Here is a 24,392-nt window from a genome sequence, read left to right on the forward strand (position 1 = left end):
ACAAAACCCCAGGTCAGACGGGGTGCGCGAGTCGAACAGACGAGGTGCGAGGGCCGCCTGAAGCCCTGAAATGCTCCGTGTGTGCTCCCCGGCGCAAGGTCGCGTACATCAGGGCGAGGACCTCTCGGAGCATTTTGCCATCCCGTGACCCTGCGGGGGCGGCCCGGGACGCCCCGTGTCCGCCCATCAGCCCCCACAACCGCACAGGGGCGACACACGGCCGTGTGTCGCCATGCCTGCCCTCATCCCTGCCCGGGGCCCGCCAGGGCTGTCAGCCGCCCACACATCCGACACGGGCGCCGTGTAGCACCCTGGACACGGCCCCTCAGATCGGATCACCATTTCGCCTTTGAAGCCGACAACTATTGCTTGGCTACCCGCTGACCAGCGACCGCATTCGACGGACTCGCCAACGGCGCCTGCCGATGCCCTGGCGCTCACACACGCCACCTTGCGAGGGTGGTCGTCTGGTGTCTCACTGCCTAGCGGCCGAGGGACCCCCAGGATGCAGATGAGCCATCAAGGAGCGGAAGCGCTCCTGGGAATCAGCTTCGATACCCTCACCGATCCGGTACCAGACCGAGTGGGTCAAGCGCGGGCCGAACGTAAGCGCCTGCACCGGAGCGGACAGGACCCGCTCCGACCCGATCGAGGACACCCCCTCCACACCGATCCCCAGCCCCAAGGGGAGGGAGGGGCCCGACCACCGGGAATCGGACCCGAGATCCGACCGTCCAGTGCGGCGGTGCACACTCATCGTCTGCAGGACACCCCGGGCGGTGAACTCCTCGACCAGTGTCGACAGGACCGACAGGTCCGGTTCCTCACCCGGCTGGTATCCGACCACGAGCGTGATGCTCTCCTTCACCCCTTCCGGTACACGGCTGACCAGCAGGGTCCCGGCGAACGACCGGACCGACCCCGTACGTAGGCCATCAGGAGGGCCGGTGAAGAGGAACCACGAGCTTCCCGGGGCGCGTTTGCGGGCCAACGCGGTCAGGTCCCGGGTGTCCCAGGCCAGCGTCGCGGGCTCGGCGGTTCCCCACAGGGCCGGCACAGAACCTCCCATGGTCTCGGAGAGGAACTCGACTGAACGGCCCAAGCGGAGACCGGCATCGGCAGGGTGGAGGACTTTCAGGTCGATCAGGATCTGAGTTCCCCACTCCCTGTCCCGTTCCAGGAAGCTCGGATGTGGCACGTCCTCGGGGGCCGCGGTCGTGTCACGGACGAAACCGGCGACCTCGTGCCATGTCAGCGGAACTCCGGAGAACCCGTCGTAGTACCCGCTGTCCGGCGCCTGGACCACCCAGCGGGCCATCGGGTTGCCCAGGACCGAACGCAGCGCGTGGGTGAGCCGCGAACCCGCCGGAGTCACCAGCTGGAAGCCGCGCCCGGCTCTGCCGTGTTCGGCGATGGCGTCCACCAGCCATGTGGAGAGCGGTACCAACGGGCGGTCCTGAACGGCCAGCACGACCTTGTCGGTCGCGCGGGTGATCGCCGGATGGCCGGTGGAGCCGGCCAGGATGCGGTCGGCGCGATCCAGACATGGCTCCGGCTCCCAGACCACGCCCCCGAACCGGGACACGAGGGCGTCGGCGAATCGGCGGACCACCCCTGCGGTGTCCTTGCCTGTCGGCCCTGTCTCGGCTCCGCGTGCCTCCACCCACCAGGGCTGGGCTGGTAGATCGTCGGCGATCCCTTCCGTGAGCAGGCGGTCGGCCTCAGCGGACAACGCGAGCTGCTGACCCGCCTGGACGGCCGCGACCACCCGTCCGGATCCGTCACGGAGCTGGATGACCGCGCCCTCCGCGACGGGGCGCACGCGCAGTTCCGGTCCTGCCTGGACCAGGGCCTTGGTCATGCCACGGAGGGTGGGTGGCCTCTCGAGTAAGGCGACCACGTCATGTGTCATCTATGTCCTCGTATCAGAGACGGTCCGTCACGTCGAGTCCTCCGCCGACCGATCCGCCGCGCGGCGCCGCCACGCCGTCATCAATGGCCGTGCCGAAGTAGGTGGGTTCCCCGATCTCGGTCTCACCAAGTAGTGCTTCAAGGTCTGTCAGCACCTTCCTCAGGCGAGGGGCGTTGCGATCATGGACCTCGGGATGGGGACGTCCGAAGAAATCGTTCTCCGCCCAAATGTCGTGGTAAACGCTCAGCTCGACCATCGTGTCCTCGGTCGCGACATCGATGGAGACACCCAGGAGTTCGGGTTCACCTCTCTTGCGCCCCTCGGGCGTGATCCAGTTTCCGGGACCGATGAGGAGTAGCGACTCCGGGTAGGCCTCAGGCCGGCCCATCGGCCGGGCTTCGCGAACCTTGTCCGCCAAGGCACCGGCTGTGACGTCGCTGCAGTGAAGTATCCGGGATCGGTAGCCGGTATGCCCGGCACCGTACTGGAACCAGTCCACGTCAACGCAGTCGAGGTACAGCAGATCACAACCTCGGAGGGCCTTCGCCACTGACACCGCCGTGGTGCAACCCACCTCCAAGCCGTCCGAACCCTCGTCGTGCTCGACCACCCACGTCCACGTGGCGGTAGCCTTCGGCGACCTCATCAACAGGGACATGATTCCTCTAATCGTCGTTGACTGCCGGATAGACCTGCGCGCCGTCAGGGAAGGTCATCACACCGTCCGAGAAGTAAACCCTGAAAGACGTGTCGAAGCGACGCGCGTTGGCCAGGATTCGATTCATCGCCTTTTCCGAGATGTCGATCATGGGGGCGTTCACCTCCAAGATCCCGACTGTCCTCGTGCCATCCATACCCGGAGGCAGTGTGCGCAGTTGCTTTCCGATCTTCTGAGTGTTGTTAACGATGGCGCTCTCACGGATGGTCCCGTCCGTGATGTCGAGCCGTTTGATCTGGTAGGCATACTGGCCAGACGACCCGTCTGCTCTGATCAAGGCGTCGATGTCGAAGTTTTGCGAACTGTCCGAAGTGGCCTGCTGATCCTTCTTCTCCGCGAACTCGAGCCTCTCGGGCGTGTACCCGTTCTGCAGGAGATTGTCCATGAAGCGGAGTTCCGTACCTGCTGCGGGCACCATGTTCCGATTCGCGAAGTCGGAGACGAACTCGTCGAACCTCCGAACCTGACTGACACGCCCTTCCAGGAGAATGTCGGCGACCTGCTGACCCAAGTTGGTGCCGTCGTTCCTGAGAGTCGCGAGGATCTCGTCGACCTTCTGCCCGTTGAGTCCAGCCGAGTCGAGGATGCCCCTGACACCATCCACCTGGCTGTCCAACATCGGGCCGGTGGGCTTCTCAGCCACCGGTGGGGCGGGCTCTGGAGGGTTGGGCCCGTCAGGTCCGCCGGAACCCGGTGGCCGTGGCGGGTCAGGCGGTCCACCACCGGGCGTTCCGCCGGTAGGTGATCCATGGTCGGACCGCCCTGTCTGATCCGGCGCCTGGTCCTCATGAATGGTGATCGAATCGTCGTTGCTGCCAGGATTGGAGCCGTCAACGCCGTCATTGACGTTGTTGTCCGCGTTGTGGTCGGCACGCATCTCCATGCCGTCCGGCGTGACCAGAACAGGGGAGTTGTCGCTCGAGTCCGAGCCGTCACCGCGTCCGTCGGCGCCGGAGTCTTCCAGAGCATTGATGATCCAAGGCTCGTCAACGTCGGCCTCCGCCGTCCGGCCGTTGTCGGAACCGTCCATGGAGGCGAGATCCTCGTTGTTCCGCGCGATCTCAGTGAAGGCGGCGTCTACCTCCTCGGCGGTCGGGTCACGCCGTGTGCCCTCGTCCGCGCTTTGGCCGGGAGTGTCGCCGTCCTGGTCCCCGGTGCCCTGTGGGGTCGCACTTTTCCCGTCGGCCATCTCTGAGTCGTCCGACCTCTCAGGCGCGCCATCGCCAGGAGCATCCGACTCGGCTTGGGCAAGGGAGTCCGGCGCCTGACCGGACCCGTGATCCGGCGCAGGAGTTGGATCCGTCGACGACCCCTGGTTCTGGTAGGACTCCAACTCCCGCAGGGTGTCGTTCATCTCGCCGACTTCGGCTTCGGAATCGGAGCTCTCGGACTCGATGCGGTCCGGCGCGGTCGGAGCATCCGGATGGGTACCGTCCGACCTGGCAGAAGGCACCGATCCGTTGCTACCGGAGTTCGAGGAGCCGTCCGAGTCGATTCCCCTGCTGATCGGGCCGTCCCCGGTTCCGGCACCGCCCAGGATGCGCGAAACGCGGGCGGCGATCATCGGCACACCCACCACGGCACCGAGGCCGGTGGCGCTCAGTGCTGCGCCGCCCGCGATCATGCCGATGTTGGTCAGCGCGGTGCCGATCGCGTACCAGGGACGCTCGCCCAACTCGGTCCAGGGGAAGAATCCGTGGATGGCGTCGCCCCAGGCACCTCTGGCGGTGTCCCACCATTCTGCCGGGCTGTTCACCATCTCACCGGTCTGGGGGTTGTAGAAGCCGGTCATGGCTCCGAGCCCCTCGATGGAGTCGCCCCAGTACGAGCTGAAGTTGTTCCACCAGCCGCCGTCCCACCAGCCTTCGGAGCCGAAGGCGCCGACCGCGCCTCCCATGTCCTCCACGCTGCCCTTGAGGACTCCCCAGCCCCCGTGGACCGCATCCACGTGCCACATGTGGTCGCTGCCCTGTGGGGTGCCCCACGGGGTTTCGACGTCCTCGGGTGCTTCCTCGAAACCGTGGACGGCTTCACCGGCACCGGGTTGGGTCGTTCCGTCGGCGTTGGCGGCGATGAACGTGGTACCACCAAACAGGGTGGTGATGGCGTTGGCGCACTCGCGTTCGGCCTCCTGGTACTGCTGGTGGAGCGAGTTCACCTCGTTGAGGAGGGCGTTGTGCTCCTCCACCTTCTCGCTCTCGCCGCCGAAGAAGCCGCCGTCGTCCCAGTCTTCGTCGCTCTGGATGTCCGCGACCAGGGCCCTAGCGTCCTGACGGGCCTGGACCAACTTCGAGCGCAGCTCGCGCGCCGTCTCGGCGAAGGTCTCCAGCGCGGTGGCGGCCTTGCCGAAGTCGGTCTCGACATCGCCACCCGTCGCGGCGACGGGGTCGACCGCCGCATACAGGGTGGGCGCCTCGGGTGCGCTGTAGACCTCCTGGAGTCCGGCCCATGAGCTCTTGATGCTCTGTCCGACTTCAGCGATGTTCTCGCCGTCGGTCCTGATGCCACTGGCCGCGCTCTCCAACAGCACGGTGTTCACGATGGGGACGGGGATCTCGTCTGGGTTGATCAGGTCACTCACTGAGCATCCACTATCCGTGTTCGGCCGTTCTCTTCAGCGGCGGGCGGGGACGAGGCCAGTAGGTATGCCGTGTTCGTGGAGAAATGGTCTGGTGCGCCACGTGGGATGGCAGCGTAGCGGAGAGTGTTCGCGGGAACGCCGTCCGGGCCGGGGACAGGACTGCACCACCAGGCTTTCCGATAGCGAGATGTGGTTCGCATCACGCCGCGTACCGAGGACATGCCCCCCGGGGAGGGGAGAGCGGCTACGGGACCTCTCCGGCGTTCGCCTGGGCTTCCGCGGCCATCTCAAGGTTGCCGTTGGCGTATTGCATGGTGGCCTCGCCGGCGCCCTCGACCGCGCTAGCGCTCTTGCCGATCATGCTGCCGATCTCAGCGAAGTAGTGCTCGGCGAACTCTGATAGGGCCACACCGATGGGGTTGCTGTTGGCCGCGCTGTTGGCCTCGTTCAGGTGCGTTTCCAGCGAGGTCATGTGGCCGGTCAGCCCTTGCGTCCCGTCCTCATCACCGATGTGCCCGGAGACGCCGGAGAGCACGCCGAACACTTCTTCGGGGTAGATGTTCCAAGCTGACATACCGGTCTCCCTTCGGCCACGGGGCGTAGCGGTGTTGGTGGGGGCTCCGTTGCGCTACAGACTCTAACGTCACGGTTTCGCCCTGAACATGGCGATTTCCGGGCCGTACCAGGTCGCCGGATGGGTGGCCGACACCGGCCAGCTCGGCCTGGTCGGGTTCGAGAGGGAACGCGACGGGCCCAGCCGACAGGCTCTCCGTCGCGCAACCGTGGTCCGGGGCCAAGGAGACCTTTGATCCGATCGATTGCCACCCTCAGGCACGAGGAAACCAGGCCAGCCGGAGTGAACCCGCCTGCTGGCCTGGGGTGAGAGCCGTTCTCTCGCTCCTGGTGTGCTCCCCGGTCCGACTACGGCACCGAAACCGGCCCGCCGCGCAGCAGCGACGCGGTCGCCTCGGCCCCTTTCGCCACGTCAGGGAACACCGTCTGGTACGTGTCCTGGGTGAAGTGGACGGTCGCGTGCCCCAGCTCCCCGGAGACCACCTTCACATCCGACCCTGCGGCCAACGCCATTGAGGCGGCTCCGTGGCGGAGCCCGTGCAGCATGATCGGCGGCAATCCCGCAGCCCGGGAGATCCGTGGGAACCAGTCCCTGGCCTGCGCCGGATGGTGCCCTCATGCCCCCGCTGGACTGGATAACCGAACCCGGCCCCGACAACAACAGTTGCTGTACGACAAGATGGTGCGAAAAGCGCGATGTCCCGGGCGGGTACGGGTGCATCCGGTTCGGTCGAAGGCCGCACGCACAGTCAACGCGCCTCCGTGGCCCCGGGCGAAGTCCCAGTGCAAGGCCATCGCGTCGACCACCGCCAACCCGTAACCGTCCTCGGCCAGCTCCGGCACAGTGCCCGCCAGCGAGGAACGCAGGGACCTTGCGGGAACGGTGGCCCCCTCGCCGGGCCGGGGCCCTTCGTCGGTCACGCGCAGGAGGAAGAGCGGCCCCCGCCGTTCGATTTGGATCCGCACCTGGCCAGTAGCCAGCCCAGCGGGTGAGTACAGCGACGCGCGGTCATTCCTGAATCCAGCTCTCAATAATGTCGCTCGAGCCGTCAGCGCTTCTGGCATCGTTCCGGTGGTCCAACCATCGGAGTCGGATCTCAGCGGGTTCCCATGGGGTTGGGCACTACACGCTCGGGACCTCAATATCTCCCGCCGAGACGATCTACACCTGGCGGCGCCAGAACCGTATCGAACAAGAGCTCATTGCATGCGGTGAGTTCGCGGTAGCGAACTACTGTACAAGCGATATCGGCGAAGGCCAGGAACAGTCAGCTGGTAGCGGCTGTGCGGGCGGCGGCATCCGGCATGCCAGACCATCGTGCGCCCCGACCGGCACCCTGCTCAGGCCCGACGGGCGGTCCGGGCAACGATGTGGCCCCTGCGGTGGGCCACGCGCAGCAGATACACCGTGACCGCACCACAGAACAGTACGGCGACAACACTGCCCTCGGGGCCGAACGCGCCCCCACTGATCGCCGTGGGCCCGCTCGTCTCCCCGGTCAACAGCCCGGCGAACGCCTCCTCGCTGCCGGAGACGGCGGTACCGAAGATCCCGGCCTGCGCCATGTTCCAGCCCAGGTGCAGACCGATCGGCAGCCACAGGGAACGTGTGGCCGCGTAGGCGGCGCCGAGCATGAGACCGGCCTCCAAGGCGATGGCCAGCGCGCCCCACAGGGTCGCGTTCGGGTTCACCAGGTGCAGCCCACCGAAGAGCACGGAGCTGATGGCGAGCGCGCCCCAAGTCCCAACAACCTCTTCCACGATCCGGAAGAGGACCCCGCGGAACAGAAGCTCTTCCGCGACCGCGACCGCGCACATCAGTCCGCACACGGCCAGGAACGCCTCAAACGACCCCCAGCCGGTGAATCGGTAGCCTCCGAGGAAGGCGATGGCGATGATGGTCACGGTGAACACACCGACCCCGACCAATGTGCCCCCTCCGAGGCCGCGGGCCGCCCCCTCGCGGGAGAGTTCCAGCGGCTTTCTCCCTTCGATCCGGACAATTGCGAACCGGTATGCCCACAGACCGAGGGCCGCCGCCGCGACGCCGAGAGGTAGGGCCCACACCGAAGCGCCCACCGCGCCCGTCACGCCCGGGAGCAACGCGGCCAGGGCGACGAACAGGAGCAGGAGGAGCGCAAAGTGCGGAGCCGTGCGCCGGGGCCTGCGGGGGGTGGACACGGATGCGACGTCGTGAGGCATGTTGGGACCATTTTCTAGGACACGGGGCGCGAAGGGCGCTCTGACCGGTTCCCAGACTAGGTAGGGGCCCCGTCGGCCACATCACCCGCGCGAGCGCGATTCGGTAGCTCTCGAGGGGGACCCGGTACTCACCCCTGCCGCACCAGCCCCGAGCGGTAGGCGAAGACAACAGCCTGGACCCGGTCGCGCAATCGGAGTTTGGTGAGGATCCGCGACACGTGGGTCTTGACGGTCTCGTGCGCGATCGTCATCCGCTCGGCGATCTCCCCGTTGGACAGCCCCTCCGCTATGAGGAGCAGTACCTCGTGCTCGCGCTCAGTCAGCGGCCCGAGGCGCGCAGCGGGAGGCGCGGGATCGGCGGGGCGGATTCGCAGGGCGTACTCGCCGATGAGCCGCCGGGTCACGCTCGGTGCCAGCAAGGCCTCTCCCCGGGCGACCGTGCGCACTCCCGCGATCAGCTCGTGCAAGGGGGCATCCTTCAACAGGAACCCGCTCGCGCCGGCCCGCAGCGCATCGTAGACGTATTCGTCCAGATTGAAGGTCGTCACCATCAGAACACGAATGGGGTGGGTGTCCTGCGACTCCGCCAGGCGGGCGGTCACTTCGATGCCATTCAGGCGGGGCATGTGGATGTCCATCACCGCGACGTCGGGCCGCAGGTCCCGGATGATGCTCACAGCCTCGGAACCGTCGCCAGCTTGCCCCACCACGACCATGTCCGGCTGGGCGTCGAGCACCGCGGCGTACCCGGCGCGCACCAGCTCGTCGTCCTCGCAGACCACGACCCGGATGGGCGAACCGTTCATGTCTTCCCCCTGGGGATGCTGGTGTGCACCGTGAATCCCCCATCGTCGGTCGGACCTGCGTGCAGCTCCCCGCCGACGGCGCAGACCCTCTCCCGCAGGCCCCTCAAGCCGTGACCGCCACCGGGGCTGGACTGGGGCGAGCCGACCACCTCGGCCGCAGGCGCGCCGCCTCCGGTGGTGATCCGGGCGCCTACCGCCTCGTTCCCGTGGTCCATGCGGACGATGACGTGCCTGTCCGGCGCGTGCTTGAGCGCGTTCGTGACGGACTCCTGCACGACGCGGTACAGGGCTTCCTCCTCCTGGGGGCGCATCGGTCGGGGCTCGCCGTCCTCGACCAGTTCCACGCTCTGCCCAGCGTTGCGGGCGCGCTCGATGAGACTGGCGAGTTCGCCGAGCGAGGGACCGGTTCGGTCCTCGCGTCTGTCCAGGACGCCGAGCAGGTGTCTGAGGTCATCCAAGGCGTGCCGACCGGTCTCCCCGATACTGGTCAGGGTGGTTCCCACTCGGTCGGACCGCTCCAGCAGATAACCTGCCGTGTCAGCCTGCACCACCATCGAGGTGACGTGGTGGGTGACGACGTCGTGCAGGTCGCGGGCGAGACGGGCGCGTTCGGCGGCAGCGGCGTCCGCCTCCGCGCGGCGGCGGCGCTCCTCGGCGCCCAGGGCGCGGGCGCGCACCCACCCGCCGAGGGCGCAGAACGCGACCAGGACGAGGCCGAAGGAGAAATAGTCGGCCACGGTGGCACGGGAGCCCGCGAGGTGCAGGGAGTAGCAGACGAGCGCGTAGGCGGTGATCGCCCCCGCGACCACCGGCGCGGGACGGCGCGGCGGGTGTGTACCGACGGTGTACAGGGCCACGATCAGTGCGAGGGAGGCGAAAACGTTGGGGTAGCGCAGCAGTTGGAATGCCGTGAACGCGGCGGCGACCACGATCAGGCAGGTGAGGGGGAACCGACGCCGCAGGGCGAGAGGCGCAGCCTGGGCACCGACGAGGGCCAGGCCCAGGCCGTCCAAGGGCCGGCCGTCCGGCAGCTCCGCGAGGTCGACTCCCTGCTGAGCGATTCCTGGGACGAAGGACAGGACCACGAGGGCCGCGGGGAGCAGGGCGTCGGTGGCTCCCGCTCTTCGCATGGGGCGGAGCATGCGCTCCGTCCACGCTGTTGTCTCGAACACCCGAGCAGACTATCCCGCGCCGCCGCGGTGACGGACGGAGCGCGTCGCTCAGTGGTCGCGAACCGGTGCCGGGCGGCGGCCGCACACTGTGGGACCCGCTGTCCCCGATCCAGGCACCGACCCCAGCCGGAGACGGACAGGCCCGAGACCGGGGAGTGCCTCGTGCCGGATGTGATGAAGGCTCCGGTGAGTTCCGCGTAGTTCGGAGTCGGGTTCCTGGGCACCGAGACCACGTGACCTCCAAGAGGCAGCATGGGGCAGCGTGAATGCCCAGCTGATCTCCGGCACAGGGTTCTGCCCCTGGCCGGAGACCGTACTCGTGCTGTCGGAGCTACGGAGCAGCTTCTCCACGCAACCGATTCTCCTCTGCATGAAGGGCCCGAGCATGGAGTTCCACGTTCCAGGACGTCCCGAGGACCTGCCCTCGTTCGACACCCTCTGGGCCCGAGCCGCCACGCTGGCCGTCCTGGAGGCGGGCGGCGGCGAGAACCAGCAGCCTTCCAACCCCGAGAGCAGCACCTCCTCCCATTCCAAGCATGAGCGCACTCCTGCCGGGTGCGCCACAGAACCCCAGCTCAAAGCCTCGTATGGCTAGATCCTGAGGGGGTCATCCTGCCGGTGGGTCCAAAGTGGGACCCAGGTGGGACCAGAACCAGGCCCCGTCCCCACCCGGTGTGGTGCGCTGGGAGATCGCATCGAACACCTGCTGCACAAGGTCGGGGGCAGCTCGTCCAACGGCACACCGCCCAGAGGGGGCTTGAGGTAGCGGTCGATGTGCTCGGCGCAACCGACCCTGGTACGCAGACGCAGCCAGGTCCGAGTGTCCAACCAGCGTTGGAGCCACCCCCTACCCGTCCACACCACCGGGCCTGTCACGTCTGTATCGACGCCCTGGGCCCTGCGCAGCGCCGCGCGGGCGGCCTCCCAGGAGGAGAACCCACCACAACGCACCCGGTACCGCCGACCCGGCACGTGCTCCAACTCCACCGAGAAGTACCAGGCCAGCGCCCTCATCCGTTGACCACTTCCCCCGACCCACACCGGACCTCAGTACTCAGTCAGACCAGACTCCGACAAAGAAGACGACGATTTGCCTTTGACTTGATTCTCCACTGGGGTACATGCCATTGATGATCTCGAGCGACTTATAAACACACCTCAAGGCTTCCCTGAAGTTATTCTTAAACCAAACATCCAATCCCTTGACAATCACAGCAACTTGACTTCCACCCTGGGAGTAGAAATCCCAGAAACGATCATTGAATAAAGCCCAGTTTGCCCCACTGCCCTCCCAAATACCCAAAGACGAGAGCACCGCCCCCGCATACGCCCTCTCGGATGCTTCGCCCCCAAGCTCCACCTCGGAGATCAAGAACCCTTCGCTCAACAACCTTTCCTTGATGACTTCACTCTCTTCACCGCCAATCAAGAATGGCTCGCACCCCAACCAGGGGAAAAGAGATTCCAGGTCAACCCAAGGCACCATAATCGACGAATAGTGCCATCCGCCCTTGGAGAATCGATCCATACCCTTCACTTGTGATCACCGCCCCACAAAGGATTGACTTACTCGCGCATTACAGGCAGGGGCAGTTGACACCCCTAACCTGAATGAGATCTTCATAATAGATGTCCCGCAGCACCGGCCAGGCGGTCCGCTCAGTTGCCTACCACCCTGCCTCCGGACGGCACAGCGCCGACCGGACCCAACGCCACCTCAACGGATACCTGGAGCTCACGAGTAACGGGAGGCGTGCCCGGTTCATGTCCGGAATCGGCCATGTTGAGGTCAGAAAGCAGAAAGTATTCTTCTCATCTTCACTACATCAACAAGTGCCTCTTCTTTCTCTTTCTCGTCAATCCAACTGTTCCAGTGCCAATCATAGTTGCTTTCGATTGAGTCCAGAGCACGAAGGGAGATTCCCCTTATCTCATGCAACGATTCCATGCAAATCCAATCCTCAACACCAGGGTGGCCCTCCCCTCCAGAGAACGCAGAGTCTCTCGCGATTTCAATGGCAACCAGTGCAATAGCGGCTAATGCTTCCGAGGGATTAGCCGGTCGAGAGGTACTATCCTTGCCTTCCTCAGCAGAGGTGAGCACGTATACCAGAAACCTCTCCCTGCCTTCGGGATCCATCGACGACAGGTTATCCAAGAAGTCTTCGGCTGCATCATTCTCGAAGACGCCAACGCCCCAGGTACCCAAACAACTGCCTCTCACGGAAAGTAGCCGCACATGGGAATTTGAATCTCAGGATCTCTCCTGTTCACAAGCATCACACCTCGAGCTCTCACCACATCGCCATCGTCAACACCGCCGGATCAGTATCGCGCCCCTCGAGTTCCCAAGCCCGGCGCGGCCCCTCACGGCCCGGGCGGTGCGAGACCCAGCGTTCCGGCCAGGTGCCGCGTCGGCCTCGCGGCAGGGCTGAGCGGTGTGGACGCTCACTCGACGCGGCCATCGGGTCTCCGGTGTTCACGGGAGTCATCGACGTACTCCAAGCGGAGTCGAAGGCGTTCCCCGCGCTGGTCGACAAGACCAATGGCTCCGCCCGGCACCGCGGCCACCACCGCAGTCGGGACAAGACACCTCTGGCTCCTCGAGGTCGAGTGTGGGCAGCAACTCCTCCCGCCACCCGGCGGCGCCTGATCGGCAGGTCCCGTTCACTTACACGAGCCTCAGGTGGTCGGTGGGTGGGCGCTGTGACCTGAAGAGAACAGCGCCGGCAGCACCCGTCGACACCCGTGCGGCGACGATCGACACGGGGCCGGGCGAGCGCTACCGAGCCCCGAGTTCAGCGTCGGTGGCGCCGCGCCAGATCCCCGTCTCCTCGTCCTGGACCAGACACGGTTGTTGGAGAGTGCCGTCGACCCACCGGCGCATCCACTCGGTGAAGGTGAAGCTCTCCGGGAACAGCATCACGTCCGGGTCGTCATCGGGCGCCGGGTTGGGGTCGATGGCCCACATCCCGCCGGACGGGTGACGGCAGTCGACCAGCGACTCGATGCCACACCCCCAGTCACAGAGCGACAGGAGCGACCCGGCCATCGACCGCCAAGCCGCGGGCCACTCCGCCTGTTGTCTGACAGCGCCCATGACGGATCCGCCGTACTCCGTATCCCGCAGCGGGAACAGGCCGTAGCCGGGGCCGAAGCCCCCGTCACCGAGTTCGAGGTAGCAGCGCCGCAACAGCGGCGGCAGAGGGCGGCCGAGGAGCTCCTCGCACTCGCGCACCGCCTCCTCCGGAGCGGGCGTCAGCGGCGGCAGCGGTGCGAGCTGTCCCGCGGCCAGGGCGGTGTCGTACGCCGGGGTGCCTCTGAAGTAGACCGTCTGCCTCGGTCCCGGGCTGATGCGACGCCGGACCCCGCCACCGCTGTCGGCTCCCGGCAGGCCGGACCGCTGGTCCAGGTACTCACCGGAGAGCACGCGTGCGCGTACGGCTTCGAACACCACATCGTCATCATGTGCCATGCGCCCAGTGTGCCCGCCGCACATGACAGAACCACCCGCCCCCTGGCCGCTCCGAAAGCCGTTGACGGGCCAACACCACGGGCGGAGCCACCCATGGAACCGGTAGCTCTGCGCGCACCCTCACTGCCTGTGCCCTCGGCCCGAGCACAGCCGAAGGCGGTGATACCGGCGCCGCTCCCCCACCACGCCGGTGGGGTCGTTGAGTTCCTTCTCGTCGCCCTCGTCACCGCACAGATCCCGTTGGGTCTCCTCCAGATTCTCGGGGCCTCCGGTCCACATGTCGGCGGTGGTCGCGGGAGACGGGGCCGCCGGTGGGTTCACGGGGTGTCCACCCTCATACGAATCCGAGTTCGGATTCGGTTATGTGGGGTCCCGTGATGGGTCAGGCGGAGCACCGAAGGGCCCCGAAACCCGGGCGGAACGCCGCAATTGGGCGTTCTGCCCTCCTTGTGGGGATAGTTCACTACACATAGCATCATGGCGACCTCACCGGGTCACAAGGAGATCAACCCCCTCACCCCCAGGGACACCCCCATGTTGAGACGGATCCTCACACCCCTTCTGATCGCCCTGAGTGCGCTGGCGCTCACGCTGGTAGGCACCGCACCGGCCACCGCGGCGCCCGCGGACCACCCCCAGGCACTGCGCCAGACCGTCCTGTACTACGACGCGAGCCAGGCCGCGGAGTACACCTCCGCCGTCTCCTCGGCCGTGCGCGTGTGGAACTCCAGCGTCGACAACGTGCGCTTGGAGCCCGCCTCCGCCTGGCGGCGCGCCGAGATCCGCATCATCGCCGACGACGGCTGGCCCCGCGCCCACCTGGGCCCGGTGCGCCCCGGCGGACAGGTCACCGTCTGGATGGGCCGCCAGGGCACCGCCGCGGGCTACGACGCGGTGCGCATCGCCGCGCACGAACTCGGCCACAGCCTGGGCCTGCCCGACGCCAAGCCAGGCCCGTGTTCTTCGCTGATGTCGGGCTCCACCGGCGGCGTGAACTGCACCAGCCGCTACCCCGACGCCTCCGAGCGCTGGCGGGTCGAGGCCAACTACGGCAGCGGCCTGAGCGGTCAGCGTGCCACCGACGGTGAGCTCATGGTCGACCGCGCCTGAGCGGGGACACCGGCTCCCGGCCCCACGGCCTGACGGCCTCACGACCTGCGGCGCCGGCCCGCATCGGCGGGTCGGCGCCGCGGGCGGCGCCGCGGCCCCGACAGCATCGAGGGGCTGGACCAAGGTCAGGGCACCGCCCCGGCCACCGGCCCGCCGGGCAAGGGTCCGCGGACCGCCGGCCCGCCGACGGCCGACCACCCCCTGCACCGCCGCACGTCGACCGCCGAGCCGCTGCGGCCCTAGGCGTGGTGCATGATCTGGATCAGGTTGCCGCAGGTGTCGTCGAACACCGCGGTGGTGACCGGCCCCATCTCCAGGGGCTCCTGGGTGAAACGCACCCCGTGCTCGCGCAGCCGGTCGTACTCCGCGCGCACGTCGTCCACGGCGAACGCGGTGACCGGGATGCCGTCGCTGACCAGCGCCTCCCGGTACGGCTTCACCGCGGGATGCCCGGCCGGTTCCAGGAGCAGCTCGGTCCCCTCGGGTTCCTGCGGGGAGACCACGGTCAGCCACCGGTCCTCCCCGAGCGGGACCTCGGTCTTCTTCACGAAACCCAGCACGTCGGTGTAGAAGCGCAGGGCCTTGTCCTGGTCGTCGACGAAGACGCTGGTCAGATGGATCCTCATGGTGTGGTCTCTCCTTCGTCGGGCCTGGTCCACCGCTCGGCGATGTGCCGCAGCGGTGCCGTGTTCAGGTCGTGGAACTTGTAGCGCCCCTCCCGTCGGCTCTCGACGAGTCCGGCGGCCTCCAGCACGCCCAGGTGCTGCGAGACCGCCTGGCGCGACATCGCGAGCTCGTGCTTCATGCTCAGCCGCGAGCAGATCTCGAACAGTGTCTGTCCTGGACGCTCGGCGAGTTCGTCGAGGATCGTACGGCGCGTGGGGTCGGCCAAGGCTTTGAATACGTCGTCGGCCATGCGTCCACTATAGGCAAGTGGATACTTGCCTATCAAGTCACCACCTGCACGATCGCCATCAAACCCCTTGCGGTCGGCTTCTACGGGCCACCGGGGTGCCCTCGGCGCGGCGCCTGCGCGGCCCCGCCTTCGCCACCGCCCAACCTGCGCGAACGGCACCACGGGGATGTTTCGGCCAAAGGCCCGGGTATCTCCGTTCGCCGGGCACGGACCGCCCGGCCTCCCTAGGGTCGTGCGGAACGATCCCGAGGAGCATCGATGCCCAGTCCAGCGGAGCACTCGCTCCCCCGCGACCCCTACCGGAACCTGGTCCTGCTCGCCCTGCTCACCCTGTCCGGGCGTCCGCCCGCCCACGACCTGCTGCAACGGGCACACCGGTCGGTGACCGCCGCCCTGCCGTGGGGGCGGCGCAATCCCCGGGCACACGAGTACCCGCGAGTCCGCCGCAGGGTCCTGCGTCGGGCCCTGCGCGCCCGCGGCACGCCCCGCCGCACCGGTCTGCGCATCACTCCCCTCGACGGATTCGGCACGCTCACCCGGGCCCTGGCGCCCCTGGACGGACTCGGTCCGGCCGCCCGTGCGGGGTTCGCCCTGCTACGGATCGAACGTCTGGACCCGGAGGAGGCGGCCGCACTCCTGCGGTCGGTGGGGGTGGCCGACCCCGAGCGGGCGCTGGACGAGGCGGGCGCCGTGCCCGACGGCTTCCGGCCGCCCGACCCCACGGTGGTACGCGTGAGCGGGCGCGGCGCTCCCCCGGGGCGGCCCTTGCTGCTGGCGGCCGGAGCCGCGGGGCTCGCCCTCGCCCTGGGGCCGGTGGCCCTGGTCGGTTCGGCTCCACCGGAGGAGCCGCAGGGCGGTCCGGTGTCCTCAGCGGTGACGGCCACGGCGCTGACGAACGGGCAGGCGTGGCGGGAGAGCTTCCGGCTGGACCTGACGGCCTGGCACGCCAGGGGCGGCGCCACCGGCGACGACGCGCTGGTACACGAGGCCGTGGCCGCCTGGAGCGACCGCGGGCAGGCGCCGCGCGACCCGCGGCTGGTGTTCGCCGGCCGGGTGGACGGACGCGAGGTGGTGGTGCTGCACGATGCGCCGTGGGCGGCCCGCTACACCCGGGAAGGGGACGACGCGGAGGTGGAGGTGTTCCCCGAACCCGCCGAGGGGGTGGCGAACTGGCCGGCACTGCGCCTGTCCGAGACGGCCGAGGGCACGCGCTTCCTGCTGCCGCCGTGGGTCACCGAGGCGGCGTGGGCGTCCCTGGGCACCTCGGAGGACGGCTGGTCGGAGGCGGCGGTGGACGACCACGGGGTGACGGGCCCCCTGCCTGCCGGAGAGCACTGCGGAACCGGTCCGGTCCTGCGGCTGCGCGCCCCCGATGTCGCGCACGGACAGCCCTACACCGTCATCGACCTCGGTGGGCCCTCCACCGCCCACCTGGGGTACATGCCGCCGCCGCCCGCCGAGATCCGCCGCCTGGGACCGCACGAGGTACTGGACCCCGAGCACGGCTTCGACCTGTGGGGTGAGGCGGCCTGCGCGGGCGACGCCCCGCGCAGGTCGGTGGTCGCGGCGACGGCGTGGGAGTTCGCCGAGCAGGAGCTGCCTGGTGGTGGCACCGGCCGATGGGTGTGCGTGCGCTACGGCACCCACGACGGCGGCGGCCTGGCGCGCGCGGTCCTGGTGGCGAGAACCGGCGAGGGAACCGAGACGATCACCGCCGGGGAGCGCCGGGGCGGCTGGGAGTGCAGCAACCTCGACCGCCAGGTGGTGGCGGGTACCTGGTGGCAGGCGGACGACGGCCGGTGGCACTACCTGGCGGCGGCCTCGCGCGAGGTCGCCGACCTGCGGGTGTCGGGCGCGGTCGACGGCGGCGGGGAGGGCCCCGCCCTGGCCGTGGACGGGCCGCGGCGCGGCGACGGCCCACCCGCCGGTCCCGTCACGGTGAGCGCGGTGGACGTCCACGGCGACGCGATGACCCCGCTCACGGACTGACTCCGGCGTCCCGGTGGGCGCCTGCTTCCGAAACGCCACGTCCGAAGGGCCGCCCCGGGATCGTCCACGGCTCCGTCAGAGCCGTTCGGCGCCGGTGGCCCTCGGTTGCCAGGTGCGGAGCCGTCCGCACATGCCGAAGCGCCGCGGTCCCGGGTGCGGTTCGGTGCGCACCAGCGCGGCGTCGTGCATGGCGCCCGGTTCGCCCCGTTCCAGGGCCGCGAGCTGGTCGCGGGTCAGCTCCAGCTCCCGCTCCACGTTCTCGTGCCAGATCCGGCGCCAGGCCGCGACCCTTGGCCGCACCACCCGCGCCGCGCTCCGCTGGAACTCCCGCAGGGCCTCCTGGCCGTTCTCCGCGACCGACGCGACGAGTTCGAGGTAGCCCTCCATGGCGAGGTCGCGGCGCGCCCTGGCCTGTCGGCCGAGCTCCTCCTCGGACGCGTCCGCGGAGAGCGCGGCCGCGGCGTCGTAGCCCTCGGGGTCGGCGAGCACCCCGCGCGGGAAGGTGAAGACCGCGTCACCCGCCTCCGGCAGCCCCGCGTTCTGCATGACCACGGTGAGTTCCAGGCCGCCGTGGTTGACCAGGCGGTGCACGGTGCCCGGGCCGAACCACAGGACGGTGCCGGCGGACAGGTCCGTCACCGCCGCCCCCTCGCCGGTGAGGGTGTGCACCTCGCCGCGTCCGGCGGAGACCACGTAGGCCTCCGTCGACGCCGTGTGCATGTGCGGCGTGCCGCCGTGCAGGCCGTCGGCGGCCTCCCAGTCGTAGACCCGCAGGCCGCTGACGGCGGTCCCGCCGGGAAAGCGCGGTGTGCTCATGGCGCGTACTCCTCGGCCAGTGCCCTGGTCTCCTCTGCGGCGCACATCCGGTCGACGAACACCAGCCGGTGGCTGAGTGCGAGCACGCCGCCGGGTGCGAGGGTGAGCGTCTCGTCGAAGGACGGCGAGGGGCTGAACACGGGGAAGGGCTCCGAGCGCACGAACCAGGTGATCGGCACCGCGCCGCTGGTGGTGCCGGCGAAGGCGAGCACGGTCGCCCCGCCGTCGATCTCGTCGTGCTGTCCGCTGAAGGCGATCCAGTCCGCCCGCGTGCCCATGATGTCGTTGCCGCGGTGCCCGGCGGAGCTGACCACGTCGGCACCGGTCCACGCGCGCGGGCCGCGCCAGAACAGTCCGGTGTAGCCGGCGGCGGGGCGGCCGGCGGTGGTGGGGCTGCCCAGTTCGAGATCGCTGCCGCGCACGTTGGTCAGTGCGGTCGCGAAGTCCAGGGCCCACAGGCCGCGGCCCTGGTCCACGGAGTGGAACCGGTGGGTGCGGACCTCGGTGATCCACCGCTCGTCCCCGGAGTTCAGCCAGGTGAGGTGCTCGGTCAGGGTCACCTCGCCGTCGTGTTCCTCCACGCTCTCGAAGCGCTCGTGGTGGATGGATCCGACGTTGTCGAGCCACACGTAGCCCTGGCCGTGCACGTAGGTCGGGCCGCCCCAGAAGTTCTGCCCGGAGACATGGGACCAGGTCATCTGCAGGCCCTTGTGCCAGCGGTGGTCCCACGGCCGCACGGCGGTCACGGGCGCGCCGCCGAGCGTACGCAGGGGGTGGAGGAAGGGTTTGGGGGCCTCGACGGCCGGGGCGTCGGGCCGTAGGACGTAGCGGGCGATGTCGGTGCCGCCCGCTGTCACGGTGAGCTCGTCGTCGGTCCTGGTCAGGGTGGGTCCGTCAGACACTGGTGCTGGTCTCCGTTCGGGTCAGGGCGGACGCCGCGGCGTGCGGGTCGCCCCCGTGCATGGCGTGGTAGAAGCCGCTGCCGGGGGTCAGGTCCCGGCGCCGAACCGTTCCGCCGAGGATCGCCGAGCGGTACATCCCCGTCACGAGTTCGAGCGCGCGCCGTCCGTCGTGCCCGCCGGCGCGGGGCCGCTCGCCGCGTTCCATCGCGTCGAGCAGGGCCGCGAGCTGAGCCCTGTGCGAGCTCGGTACGTCCTCCTCCGGCCGCCAGGCGGCGACCGCCGCGTCCGCGTCGTCGACGTGCGGCGCCGGGGTCCAGCGCCAGTGCGCGTTGTCGTAGCCGTAGAGGTGCTCCAGTTCGACCGTGGCGTGCTCGAAGTCGAAGCGCAGGTAGCTGGTCTCCCTGGGCGAGAGGAGGCTGTTGACCATGGAGACCGTCGCCCCGGAGTCGAAGCGCACGATCGCCATCGACACGTCCTCGGTCTCGGTGGCCCGCGCGGACGTGGACATCACCGCCGTGACCTCGGTCCAGTCGCCGAGCAGGGAGAGCATGAGGTCCATCTGGTGGATGCCGTGGCCCATGCTCGGGCCGCCGCCCTCGGTCTCCCACCGGCCGCGCCAGGGGACCTCGAAGTAGTCCGCGTCGCGGTACCAGAGGGTGTGGCACACGCCCACGAGCGGGCGGCCGAGCGTGCCCTCCGCCAGGTGGCGGCGCAGGCGTTCGGCGCCGGACCCGAACCGGTGCTGGAAGACGTAGCTCGCGTAGGGGCCGCGCTCGCCCTCGTGCCCGGCGACCTGGTCGTACTCCGCGAGGGACAGGGCTGGCGGCTTCTCGCACCACACCCAGGCGCCGGCGTCCAGGCTCGCGATGACCGTGTCCTTGTGGGCGGAGGGAGGGGTGCACACGACGACGAGGTCGGGCGACTCGGCGGCGAGCATGGCGTGGAGGTCGGTGTAGCGGCCGGGAACGCCCCACTGGGCGGCGGTCTCGGCCATGAGCGCCTCGTCGGGATCGACCAGGGCGATGACCTCGACCCGGTCGCCCGTGTCGGCGAGGGCCGGAAGGTGGACGCCGCGGGCGATTCCGCCGCTGCCGACGAGTGCCGCACGGACCGGAGGACTGGGATCGGACACGGGCACCCCTGGAGGTCGAAAAAGTGAACGTTCACTATATGTGGCGCGGCCTAACATAGTGATCGTTCACACTTGATGTCAAGAGTGCCCCCGCCTACGAAAGCAGGTCCGATGGCCACGTCCGACACACCGCAGCGGCGGCCGACCCTCAAGGAGGTCGCCCGCGTCGCGGGGGTCTCGCACCAGACCGTCTCGCGCTATCTCCGCCACAGCGGAGGGCTCAAGGAGTCGACGCGGGAGCGGGTGGACGCCGCGATCAGGGAGCTCGACTACCGCCCCAACCTCATCGCGCGGTCGATGCGCACGCGCCGGACCGGGCGCCTGGCGATCCTGTTGCCCAGCGTGGGCAGCTTCAGCCCGGACCGGATGCTCGCCGGAGCCATCGCCACCGGCCACGCGGCGGGCTTCGTGGTCGAGGTGCTGAGCGTGGACGGCGGACCCGAGGCCCGCACCGAGCGCACCCGCGAACTCGCCGAGTCAGGCCAGGTGGAGGGCATCCTCGCGCTGGCACCGCTCGCCCACGGCGGCGACCGGCCGTCGGCCGGCGGCGCGCCCGTGGTCGTCTCCGCCGACTTCGACGACGACATGCGCGGCATCGGCGGCCTGGCCGACGGGTCGGTCGTCGCCGACCTGGTCGGGGGCCTGGCCGACTCCGGCCACCGGCGCTTCCTGCACGTGGCCGGATCGCCGGGCTTCGCCTCGGCCAGGGAGCGCAGGCGCACGTACCTGGCGACGATCGCGCGCCTCGGCCTGGAGTCGCACGGCGTGGTCGACGGGGACTGGTCGCCCGAGTCCGGCCGCGAGGCCGTGCGCGCGCTGCCGGCCGACAGCGGGGTCACCGCCGTCATCGCGGGCAACGACGTGGTCGCGGCCGGCGTGGTCCGCGGCGCCCTCGACCGCGGCTGGCGCGTGCCCGCCGACCTCAGCGTGACGGGGTGGGACAACAACCCGGTGGGCGCGTACCTGTCGCCGGCGCTCACCACGGTCGACGTCGACCGGGAGCGGTTGGGCGCCGACGCCATGGAACGCCTGGTCGCCACGGTCCGCGGGACCGATCCGGAGATCTCGGGGCAACCCCTGAACCGGATCATCTGGCGCGAGTCCACCGGGCCGGCCCCGCGTCGAGGGTGAGCGGGTCGCGGCAAGGGCGTGCTGGTGGACGCCACCCGTCATGAGCCGTGTCGCGGTGTGGGTGTCGCAGGACCGAGAAAGGAGGCACCCTGGGCACCGGAACGGCCGACACCCCGCCCGGGATCGGACGGGGCGTCGGCGGGAGTACTCGCCCGGGTGGCCGCTCCTAGTCGTTGCCGGCGTCGAACGCGGCGGCGTCCAGCAGGTCCGCGTCGTCGGAACCCTGGCCGCGCGAGGCGATCGCCTCGGCGCCGCCCTCGGGCATCGCACCGATGAGGCCGGTGGAGGCGGCCTGGGCCGCGCCGATCGACGTCGGGTGGGCGTCGGCGGGGCCCACCATGCCGAGCCTGGAGTACTCCTCCAGCTTGGCGCGGGAGTCGGCGATGTCCAGGTTGCGCATGGTCAGCTGGCCGATGCGGTCGACCGGGCCGAAGGCGGAGTCCTCGGTCCGCTCCATGGACAGCTTGTCCGGGTGGTAGCTGAACGCCGGACCGGTCGTGTCCAGGATCGAGTAGTCCTCGCCGCGCCGCAGGCGCAGCGTCACCTCGCCGGTGATCGCCGTGCCGACCCAGCGCTGCAGCGACTCGCGCACCATCAGGGCCTGGGGCTCCAGCCAGCGGCCCTCGTACATCAGCCTGCCCAGGCGCCGGCCCTCGCTGTGGTAGGCCGCGACGGTGTCCTCGTTGTGGACCGCGTTGACGAGCCGCTCGTAGGCGGTGTGCAGCAGGGCCATCCCCGGGGCCTCGTAGATGCCCCGGCTCTTGGCCTCAATGACACGGTTCTCGATCTGGTCGGACATGCCCAGGCCGTGGCGCCCGCCGATGGTGTTGGCCTCCAGGACCAGGTCGACGGCGGAGTCGAAGCTCTTGCCGTTGATGCTCACCGGACGGCCCTGCTCGAAGCCGATGGTGACGTCCTCGGTGGGGATCTCCACCTCGGGGTCCCAGAACCGCACGCCCATGATGGGGTCGACGATCTCGATGCCGGTGTCGAGGTGCTCCAGGGCCTTGGCCTCGTGCGTGGCGCCCCAGATGTTGGCGTCGGTGGAGTAGGCCTTCTCCGCGCTGTCCCGGTAGGGCAGGCCGCGCTCGGTCAGCCACTCCGACATCTCCTTGCGGCCGCCGAGCTCGTGCACGAAGTCGGCGTCGAGCCAGGGCTTGTAGATGCGCAGGGAGGGGTTGGCGAGCAGGCCGTAGCGGTAGAACCGCTCGATGTCGTTGCCCTTGAAGGTGGAGCCGTCGCCCCAGATCTGCACGCCGTCCTCGAGCATCGCGCGCACGAGCAGGGTGCCGGTGACGGCGCGGCCCAGCGGGGTGGTGTTGAAGTAGGTGCGGCCGCCGGAGCGGATGTGGAACGCCCCGCAGGCCAGTGCCGCCAGCCCCTCCTCGACCAGTGCGGCTCGACCGTCGACCAGCCGGGCGAGCTCCGCGCCGTAGTCGTTGGCGCGACCGGGCACCGAGGCGATGTCGGGTTCGTCGTACTGGCCGATGTCGGCCGTGTAGGTGCAGGGGACGGCGCCCTTCTCGCGCATCCACGCGACCGCCACGGAGGTGTCGAGGCCTCCGGAGAAGGCGATCCCGACACGTTCACCGACGGGCAGAGAGGTGAGTACCTTGGACATGGAAATAAGTATGCACGAAGATGAATGATCATTCAAATCGGATGTGGGGCCCGGGGGCGCATGTGGCGCACGCCCCACCCTCGCCGGACCTGCCGGGGCGGCGCGGCCCGGGAGGGATCGGCGCCCCCTGCACGAACGCGGCCGTCCGGTTCCCGGACGCGCCACGGCGCTGCCGCCACAACGCCTCAGGGGCCTTCCCCGGTCCGCTCGTGCACGGCCTGCTCCTCCGCGCTGTGGGCGGCCCCGCGCTCCTCCCGGCCCCGTCCGGCGGCCTCCCGCTCATTCGGCGCGGCGCTGCCGCCGGCCTCGGGGTGGTCGGGCACCTCCTGCGCCGACGCCTCGTCCAGTGAGCGCCCTCCCTCGGAGGTGTACGCGTCGGCGGTCCCGCCCAGGGCGGCCGGGCCGTCACGATCGGTCGGCAGCGCGGAGTCCTCGGTGGTGTCCTCCTGCGCGGGCAGCCCCGCCTCCTCCCAGTCGGCCTCGTCCGGGTTGATCGGGTCCTGCCGCCTCTCCGGAGTGTTCTCGCCCATGACCTCCCCCTCTGGTCCGGTTCCGACACTGTGCGCGCTGCGGGGCGCGGTCAGCCGTGCGCCCCCACTACCCGGTCGGGAGCACCGGAACACATGGCGCCCGCGCGCCTCAGGAGGGCCGTGCCTCGCCGCGCACGTGGAAGGAGGAGGGGGTACGGACGCGGGGGAAGAGGAAGCGTTCGACTGGTCCCAGGGTGAACCCGGCCGATGCGATCGCGGCCAGTGTGTCCCGCCCGCTGTGGCACCCTCCCAGCAGGCGCGGCCCGACCGTGGCGTCCAGCAACCGCTGGGCCCTGCGGACGCCCGGAGTGGGAGCCCGCACGTGTTCGAGGAAGTACAGCCGCCCGCCGGGCCGGAGCACGCGGCGGATCTCGCGCAGTGCGCGGGTCTGGTCGGGGACCGAGCACAGCACGAGCGTGGCCACCACCGCGTCGACCGAGGCGTCGGCCAGGGGCAGGGAGTCGGCGAGTCCGTCGACGACCGTGACGGGGACCCCGGTCCGCCCGGCGCGTTCCTCGGCGGCCCGGCGCAGGTACGGCTCGGGCTCGATCGCCGTCACCGAGGCGACCGCACCGGGGTAGTGGGGGAAGTTCAGTCCGTGGCCGCAGCCCACCTCCGCCACGTCGCCGCGCAGGCCCCCGAGCAGGGCGGCCCGGTGCCGGTCCAGGCCGCCCTCGTCCATGGCGCGGCCCACACGCGTGTAGAAGCGGGCGAACAGCGGATGTCGCACGCGGTCGGTCCCCATGGCTGCCCCCATCGTGTGCTCGCGCACAGACAGGACTACACGTCCATGTCCGGGCGGACAA

23 protein-coding genes and 1 pseudogene are annotated in these 24,392 nt (G+C 69.4%); 4 read left to right on the top strand and 20 right to left on the bottom strand.

What is annotated here, in order from left to right; genetic code table 11:
* Positions 1 to 475 precede the first annotated feature (475 nt).
* The 8 genes and pseudogenes from M1P99_RS04645 to M1P99_RS04680 all read right to left on the bottom strand — a co-directional run bounded on the left by M1P99_RS04645 (position 476) and on the right by M1P99_RS04680 (position 9,922).
* Complete coding sequence (locus M1P99_RS04645) at positions 476 to 1,861, bottom strand: DUF6177 family protein (RefSeq protein WP_304451431.1); 1,386 nt, start codon at positions 1,859 to 1,861, stop codon at positions 476 to 478.
* Between the two features lie 64 nt (positions 1,862 to 1,925).
* Entirely contained in the window at positions 1,926 to 2,522 is a 597-nt protein-coding gene (locus tag M1P99_RS04650; RefSeq protein ID WP_304451432.1) for a hypothetical protein, read from the bottom strand.
* A gap of 55 nt (positions 2,523 to 2,577) precedes the next feature.
* Positions 2,578 to 5,211 carry a hypothetical protein gene (locus tag M1P99_RS04655; protein WP_304451433.1) on the bottom strand — a complete coding sequence of 878 codons (2,634 nt, stop codon included), beginning with the start codon at positions 5,209 to 5,211 and terminating at the stop codon, positions 2,578 to 2,580.
* Positions 5,212 to 5,455: 244 nt separating this feature from the next.
* Complete coding sequence (locus M1P99_RS04660) at positions 5,456 to 5,785, bottom strand: DUF6507 family protein (RefSeq protein ID WP_304451434.1); 330 nt, start codon at positions 5,783 to 5,785, stop codon at positions 5,456 to 5,458.
* 347 nt (positions 5,786 to 6,132) lie between these two features.
* A pseudogene (locus M1P99_RS04665) lies at positions 6,133 to 6,375 on the bottom strand (site-specific integrase); the annotation flags it as partial.
* A gap of 750 nt (positions 6,376 to 7,125) precedes the next feature.
* On the bottom strand, positions 7,126 to 7,986 hold the full coding sequence (locus M1P99_RS04670; protein ID WP_304451435.1) for a CPBP family intramembrane glutamic endopeptidase: 861 nt from the start codon (positions 7,984 to 7,986) through the stop codon (positions 7,126 to 7,128).
* 128 nt (positions 7,987 to 8,114) lie between these two features.
* Positions 8,115 to 8,792, bottom strand: a complete 678-nt coding sequence (locus tag M1P99_RS04675) for a response regulator transcription factor (RefSeq protein ID WP_304451436.1) — start codon at positions 8,790 to 8,792, stop codon at positions 8,115 to 8,117.
* Entirely contained in the window at positions 8,789 to 9,922 is a 1,134-nt protein-coding gene (locus M1P99_RS04680) for a sensor histidine kinase (protein ID WP_304451437.1), read from the bottom strand. The genes M1P99_RS04675 and M1P99_RS04680 overlap by 4 nt, the downstream gene beginning before the upstream one ends.
* Before the next feature lie 304 nt (positions 9,923 to 10,226).
* Here M1P99_RS04680 and M1P99_RS04685 point away from each other — a divergent pair, with 304 nt between their 5' ends.
* A complete protein-coding gene (locus tag M1P99_RS04685) occupies positions 10,227 to 10,559 on the top strand; it encodes a hypothetical protein (RefSeq protein ID WP_304451438.1) in 333 nt (110 codons plus the stop codon).
* Positions 10,560 to 11,018: 459 nt separating this feature from the next.
* Here M1P99_RS04685 and M1P99_RS04690 read toward each other — a convergent pair whose 3' ends face one another.
* The 4 genes from M1P99_RS04690 to M1P99_RS04705 all read right to left on the bottom strand — a co-directional run bounded on the left by M1P99_RS04690 (position 11,019) and on the right by M1P99_RS04705 (position 13,760).
* Positions 11,019 to 11,492, bottom strand: coding sequence for a hypothetical protein (locus tag M1P99_RS04690; protein WP_304451439.1), 474 nt, complete (start codon positions 11,490 to 11,492; stop codon positions 11,019 to 11,021).
* A 261-nt stretch (positions 11,493 to 11,753) separates the two neighbouring features.
* Positions 11,754 to 12,173 carry a DUF4259 domain-containing protein gene (locus M1P99_RS04695; RefSeq protein ID WP_304451440.1) on the bottom strand — a complete coding sequence of 140 codons (420 nt, stop codon included), beginning with the start codon at positions 12,171 to 12,173 and terminating at the stop codon, positions 11,754 to 11,756.
* Positions 12,174 to 12,746: 573 nt separating this feature from the next.
* Positions 12,747 to 13,439 (bottom strand): SMI1/KNR4 family protein, encoded by a 693-nt coding sequence (locus tag M1P99_RS04700; protein WP_304451441.1) that lies wholly within the window; start codon positions 13,437 to 13,439, stop codon positions 12,747 to 12,749.
* Between the two features lie 120 nt (positions 13,440 to 13,559).
* On the bottom strand, positions 13,560 to 13,760 hold the full coding sequence (locus M1P99_RS04705) for a hypothetical protein (protein WP_304451442.1): 201 nt from the start codon (positions 13,758 to 13,760) through the stop codon (positions 13,560 to 13,562).
* A gap of 213 nt (positions 13,761 to 13,973) precedes the next feature.
* Between M1P99_RS04705 and M1P99_RS04710 the strand changes: the two genes are divergently transcribed.
* The gene (locus M1P99_RS04710) at positions 13,974 to 14,549 is read left to right on the top strand and encodes a snapalysin family zinc-dependent metalloprotease (protein ID WP_304455577.1); all 576 of its coding nucleotides are present in this window, start codon (positions 13,974 to 13,976) and stop codon (positions 14,547 to 14,549) included.
* 239 nt (positions 14,550 to 14,788) lie between these two features.
* Here M1P99_RS04710 and M1P99_RS04715 read toward each other — a convergent pair whose 3' ends face one another.
* A complete protein-coding gene (locus tag M1P99_RS04715) occupies positions 14,789 to 15,175 on the bottom strand; it encodes a VOC family protein (RefSeq protein ID WP_304451443.1) in 387 nt (128 codons plus the stop codon).
* Positions 15,172 to 15,465, bottom strand: a complete 294-nt coding sequence (locus M1P99_RS04720) for a helix-turn-helix transcriptional regulator (protein WP_304451444.1) — start codon at positions 15,463 to 15,465, stop codon at positions 15,172 to 15,174. The genes M1P99_RS04715 and M1P99_RS04720 overlap by 4 nt, the downstream gene beginning before the upstream one ends.
* A gap of 258 nt (positions 15,466 to 15,723) precedes the next feature.
* Between M1P99_RS04720 and M1P99_RS04725 the strand changes: the two genes are divergently transcribed.
* Positions 15,724 to 17,454 (top strand): hypothetical protein, encoded by a 1,731-nt coding sequence (locus tag M1P99_RS04725; RefSeq protein WP_304451445.1) that lies wholly within the window; start codon positions 15,724 to 15,726, stop codon positions 17,452 to 17,454.
* Between the two features lie 75 nt (positions 17,455 to 17,529).
* Here the strand turns inward: M1P99_RS04725 and M1P99_RS04730 are convergent, their stop codons facing one another.
* Genes M1P99_RS04730 through M1P99_RS04740 form a run of 3 tightly spaced genes read right to left on the bottom strand, consistent with a single transcriptional unit; the run spans position 17,530 to position 20,304 of the window.
* On the bottom strand, positions 17,530 to 18,270 hold the full coding sequence (locus tag M1P99_RS04730; protein WP_304451446.1) for a cupin domain-containing protein: 741 nt from the start codon (positions 18,268 to 18,270) through the stop codon (positions 17,530 to 17,532).
* Positions 18,267 to 19,172 (bottom strand): PmoA family protein, encoded by a 906-nt coding sequence (locus M1P99_RS04735; protein WP_304451447.1) that lies wholly within the window; start codon positions 19,170 to 19,172, stop codon positions 18,267 to 18,269. Before M1P99_RS04735 ends, M1P99_RS04730 begins: the two co-directional genes overlap by 4 nt.
* Complete coding sequence (locus M1P99_RS04740) at positions 19,165 to 20,304, bottom strand: Gfo/Idh/MocA family protein (RefSeq protein WP_304451448.1); 1,140 nt, start codon at positions 20,302 to 20,304, stop codon at positions 19,165 to 19,167. The genes M1P99_RS04735 and M1P99_RS04740 overlap by 8 nt, the downstream gene beginning before the upstream one ends.
* Before the next feature lie 111 nt (positions 20,305 to 20,415).
* Here M1P99_RS04740 and M1P99_RS04745 point away from each other — a divergent pair, with 111 nt between their 5' ends.
* Positions 20,416 to 21,435, top strand: a complete 1,020-nt coding sequence (locus M1P99_RS04745; RefSeq protein WP_304451449.1) for a LacI family DNA-binding transcriptional regulator — start codon at positions 20,416 to 20,418, stop codon at positions 21,433 to 21,435.
* A 166-nt stretch (positions 21,436 to 21,601) separates the two neighbouring features.
* On the opposite strand, the gene argG is transcribed toward M1P99_RS04745, so the two are convergent.
* From argG to M1P99_RS04760, 3 genes are all read right to left on the bottom strand, one after another.
* Positions 21,602 to 23,056, bottom strand: a complete 1,455-nt coding sequence (argG, locus tag M1P99_RS04750; RefSeq protein ID WP_304451450.1) for an argininosuccinate synthase — start codon at positions 23,054 to 23,056, stop codon at positions 21,602 to 21,604.
* A 185-nt stretch (positions 23,057 to 23,241) separates the two neighbouring features.
* Complete coding sequence (locus M1P99_RS04755) at positions 23,242 to 23,586, bottom strand: hypothetical protein (protein ID WP_304451451.1); 345 nt, start codon at positions 23,584 to 23,586, stop codon at positions 23,242 to 23,244.
* A 109-nt stretch (positions 23,587 to 23,695) separates the two neighbouring features.
* Complete coding sequence (locus tag M1P99_RS04760) at positions 23,696 to 24,316, bottom strand: class I SAM-dependent methyltransferase (protein WP_304451452.1); 621 nt, start codon at positions 24,314 to 24,316, stop codon at positions 23,696 to 23,698.
* Positions 24,317 to 24,392 lie beyond the last annotated feature (76 nt).

Origin of the sequence: Nocardiopsis sp. YSL2, assembly GCF_030555055.1 — a bacterium.
Lineage (GTDB): Bacteria > Actinomycetota > Actinomycetes > Streptosporangiales > Streptosporangiaceae > Nocardiopsis.

Bases quoted from the DNA above. Each gene is read 5' to 3' on its own strand.
- M1P99_RS04645 (WP_304451431.1), bottom strand. From the start codon at position 1,861: ATGACCAAGGCCCTGGTCCAGGCAGGACCGGAACTGCGCGTGCGCCCC.
- M1P99_RS04660 (WP_304451434.1), bottom strand. From the start codon at position 5,785: ATGTCAGCTTGGAACATCTACCCCGAAGAAGTGTTCGGCGTGCTCTCC.
- M1P99_RS04670 (WP_304451435.1), bottom strand. From the start codon at position 7,986: ATGCCTCACGACGTCGCATCCGTGTCCACCCCCCGCAGGCCCCGGCGC.
- M1P99_RS04675 (WP_304451436.1), bottom strand. From the start codon at position 8,792: ATGAACGGTTCGCCCATCCGGGTCGTGGTCTGCGAGGACGACGAGCTG.
- M1P99_RS04680 (WP_304451437.1), bottom strand. From the start codon at position 9,922: ATGCGAAGAGCGGGAGCCACCGACGCCCTGCTCCCCGCGGCCCTCGTG.
- M1P99_RS04690 (WP_304451439.1), bottom strand. From the start codon at position 11,492: ATGGATCGATTCTCCAAGGGCGGATGGCACTATTCGTCGATTATGGTG.
- M1P99_RS04700 (WP_304451441.1), bottom strand. From the start codon at position 13,439: ATGGCACATGATGACGATGTGGTGTTCGAAGCCGTACGCGCACGCGTG.
- M1P99_RS04710 (WP_304455577.1), top strand. From the start codon at position 13,974: ATGTTGAGACGGATCCTCACACCCCTTCTGATCGCCCTGAGTGCGCTG.
- M1P99_RS04715 (WP_304451443.1), bottom strand. From the start codon at position 15,175: ATGAGGATCCATCTGACCAGCGTCTTCGTCGACGACCAGGACAAGGCC.
- M1P99_RS04720 (WP_304451444.1), bottom strand. From the start codon at position 15,465: ATGGCCGACGACGTATTCAAAGCCTTGGCCGACCCCACGCGCCGTACG.
- M1P99_RS04725 (WP_304451445.1), top strand. From the start codon at position 15,724: ATGCCCAGTCCAGCGGAGCACTCGCTCCCCCGCGACCCCTACCGGAAC.
- M1P99_RS04730 (WP_304451446.1), bottom strand. From the start codon at position 18,270: ATGAGCACACCGCGCTTTCCCGGCGGGACCGCCGTCAGCGGCCTGCGG.
- M1P99_RS04745 (WP_304451449.1), top strand. From the start codon at position 20,416: ATGGCCACGTCCGACACACCGCAGCGGCGGCCGACCCTCAAGGAGGTC.
- argG (WP_304451450.1), bottom strand. From the start codon at position 23,056: ATGTCCAAGGTACTCACCTCTCTGCCCGTCGGTGAACGTGTCGGGATC.
- M1P99_RS04755 (WP_304451451.1), bottom strand. From the start codon at position 23,586: ATGGGCGAGAACACTCCGGAGAGGCGGCAGGACCCGATCAACCCGGAC.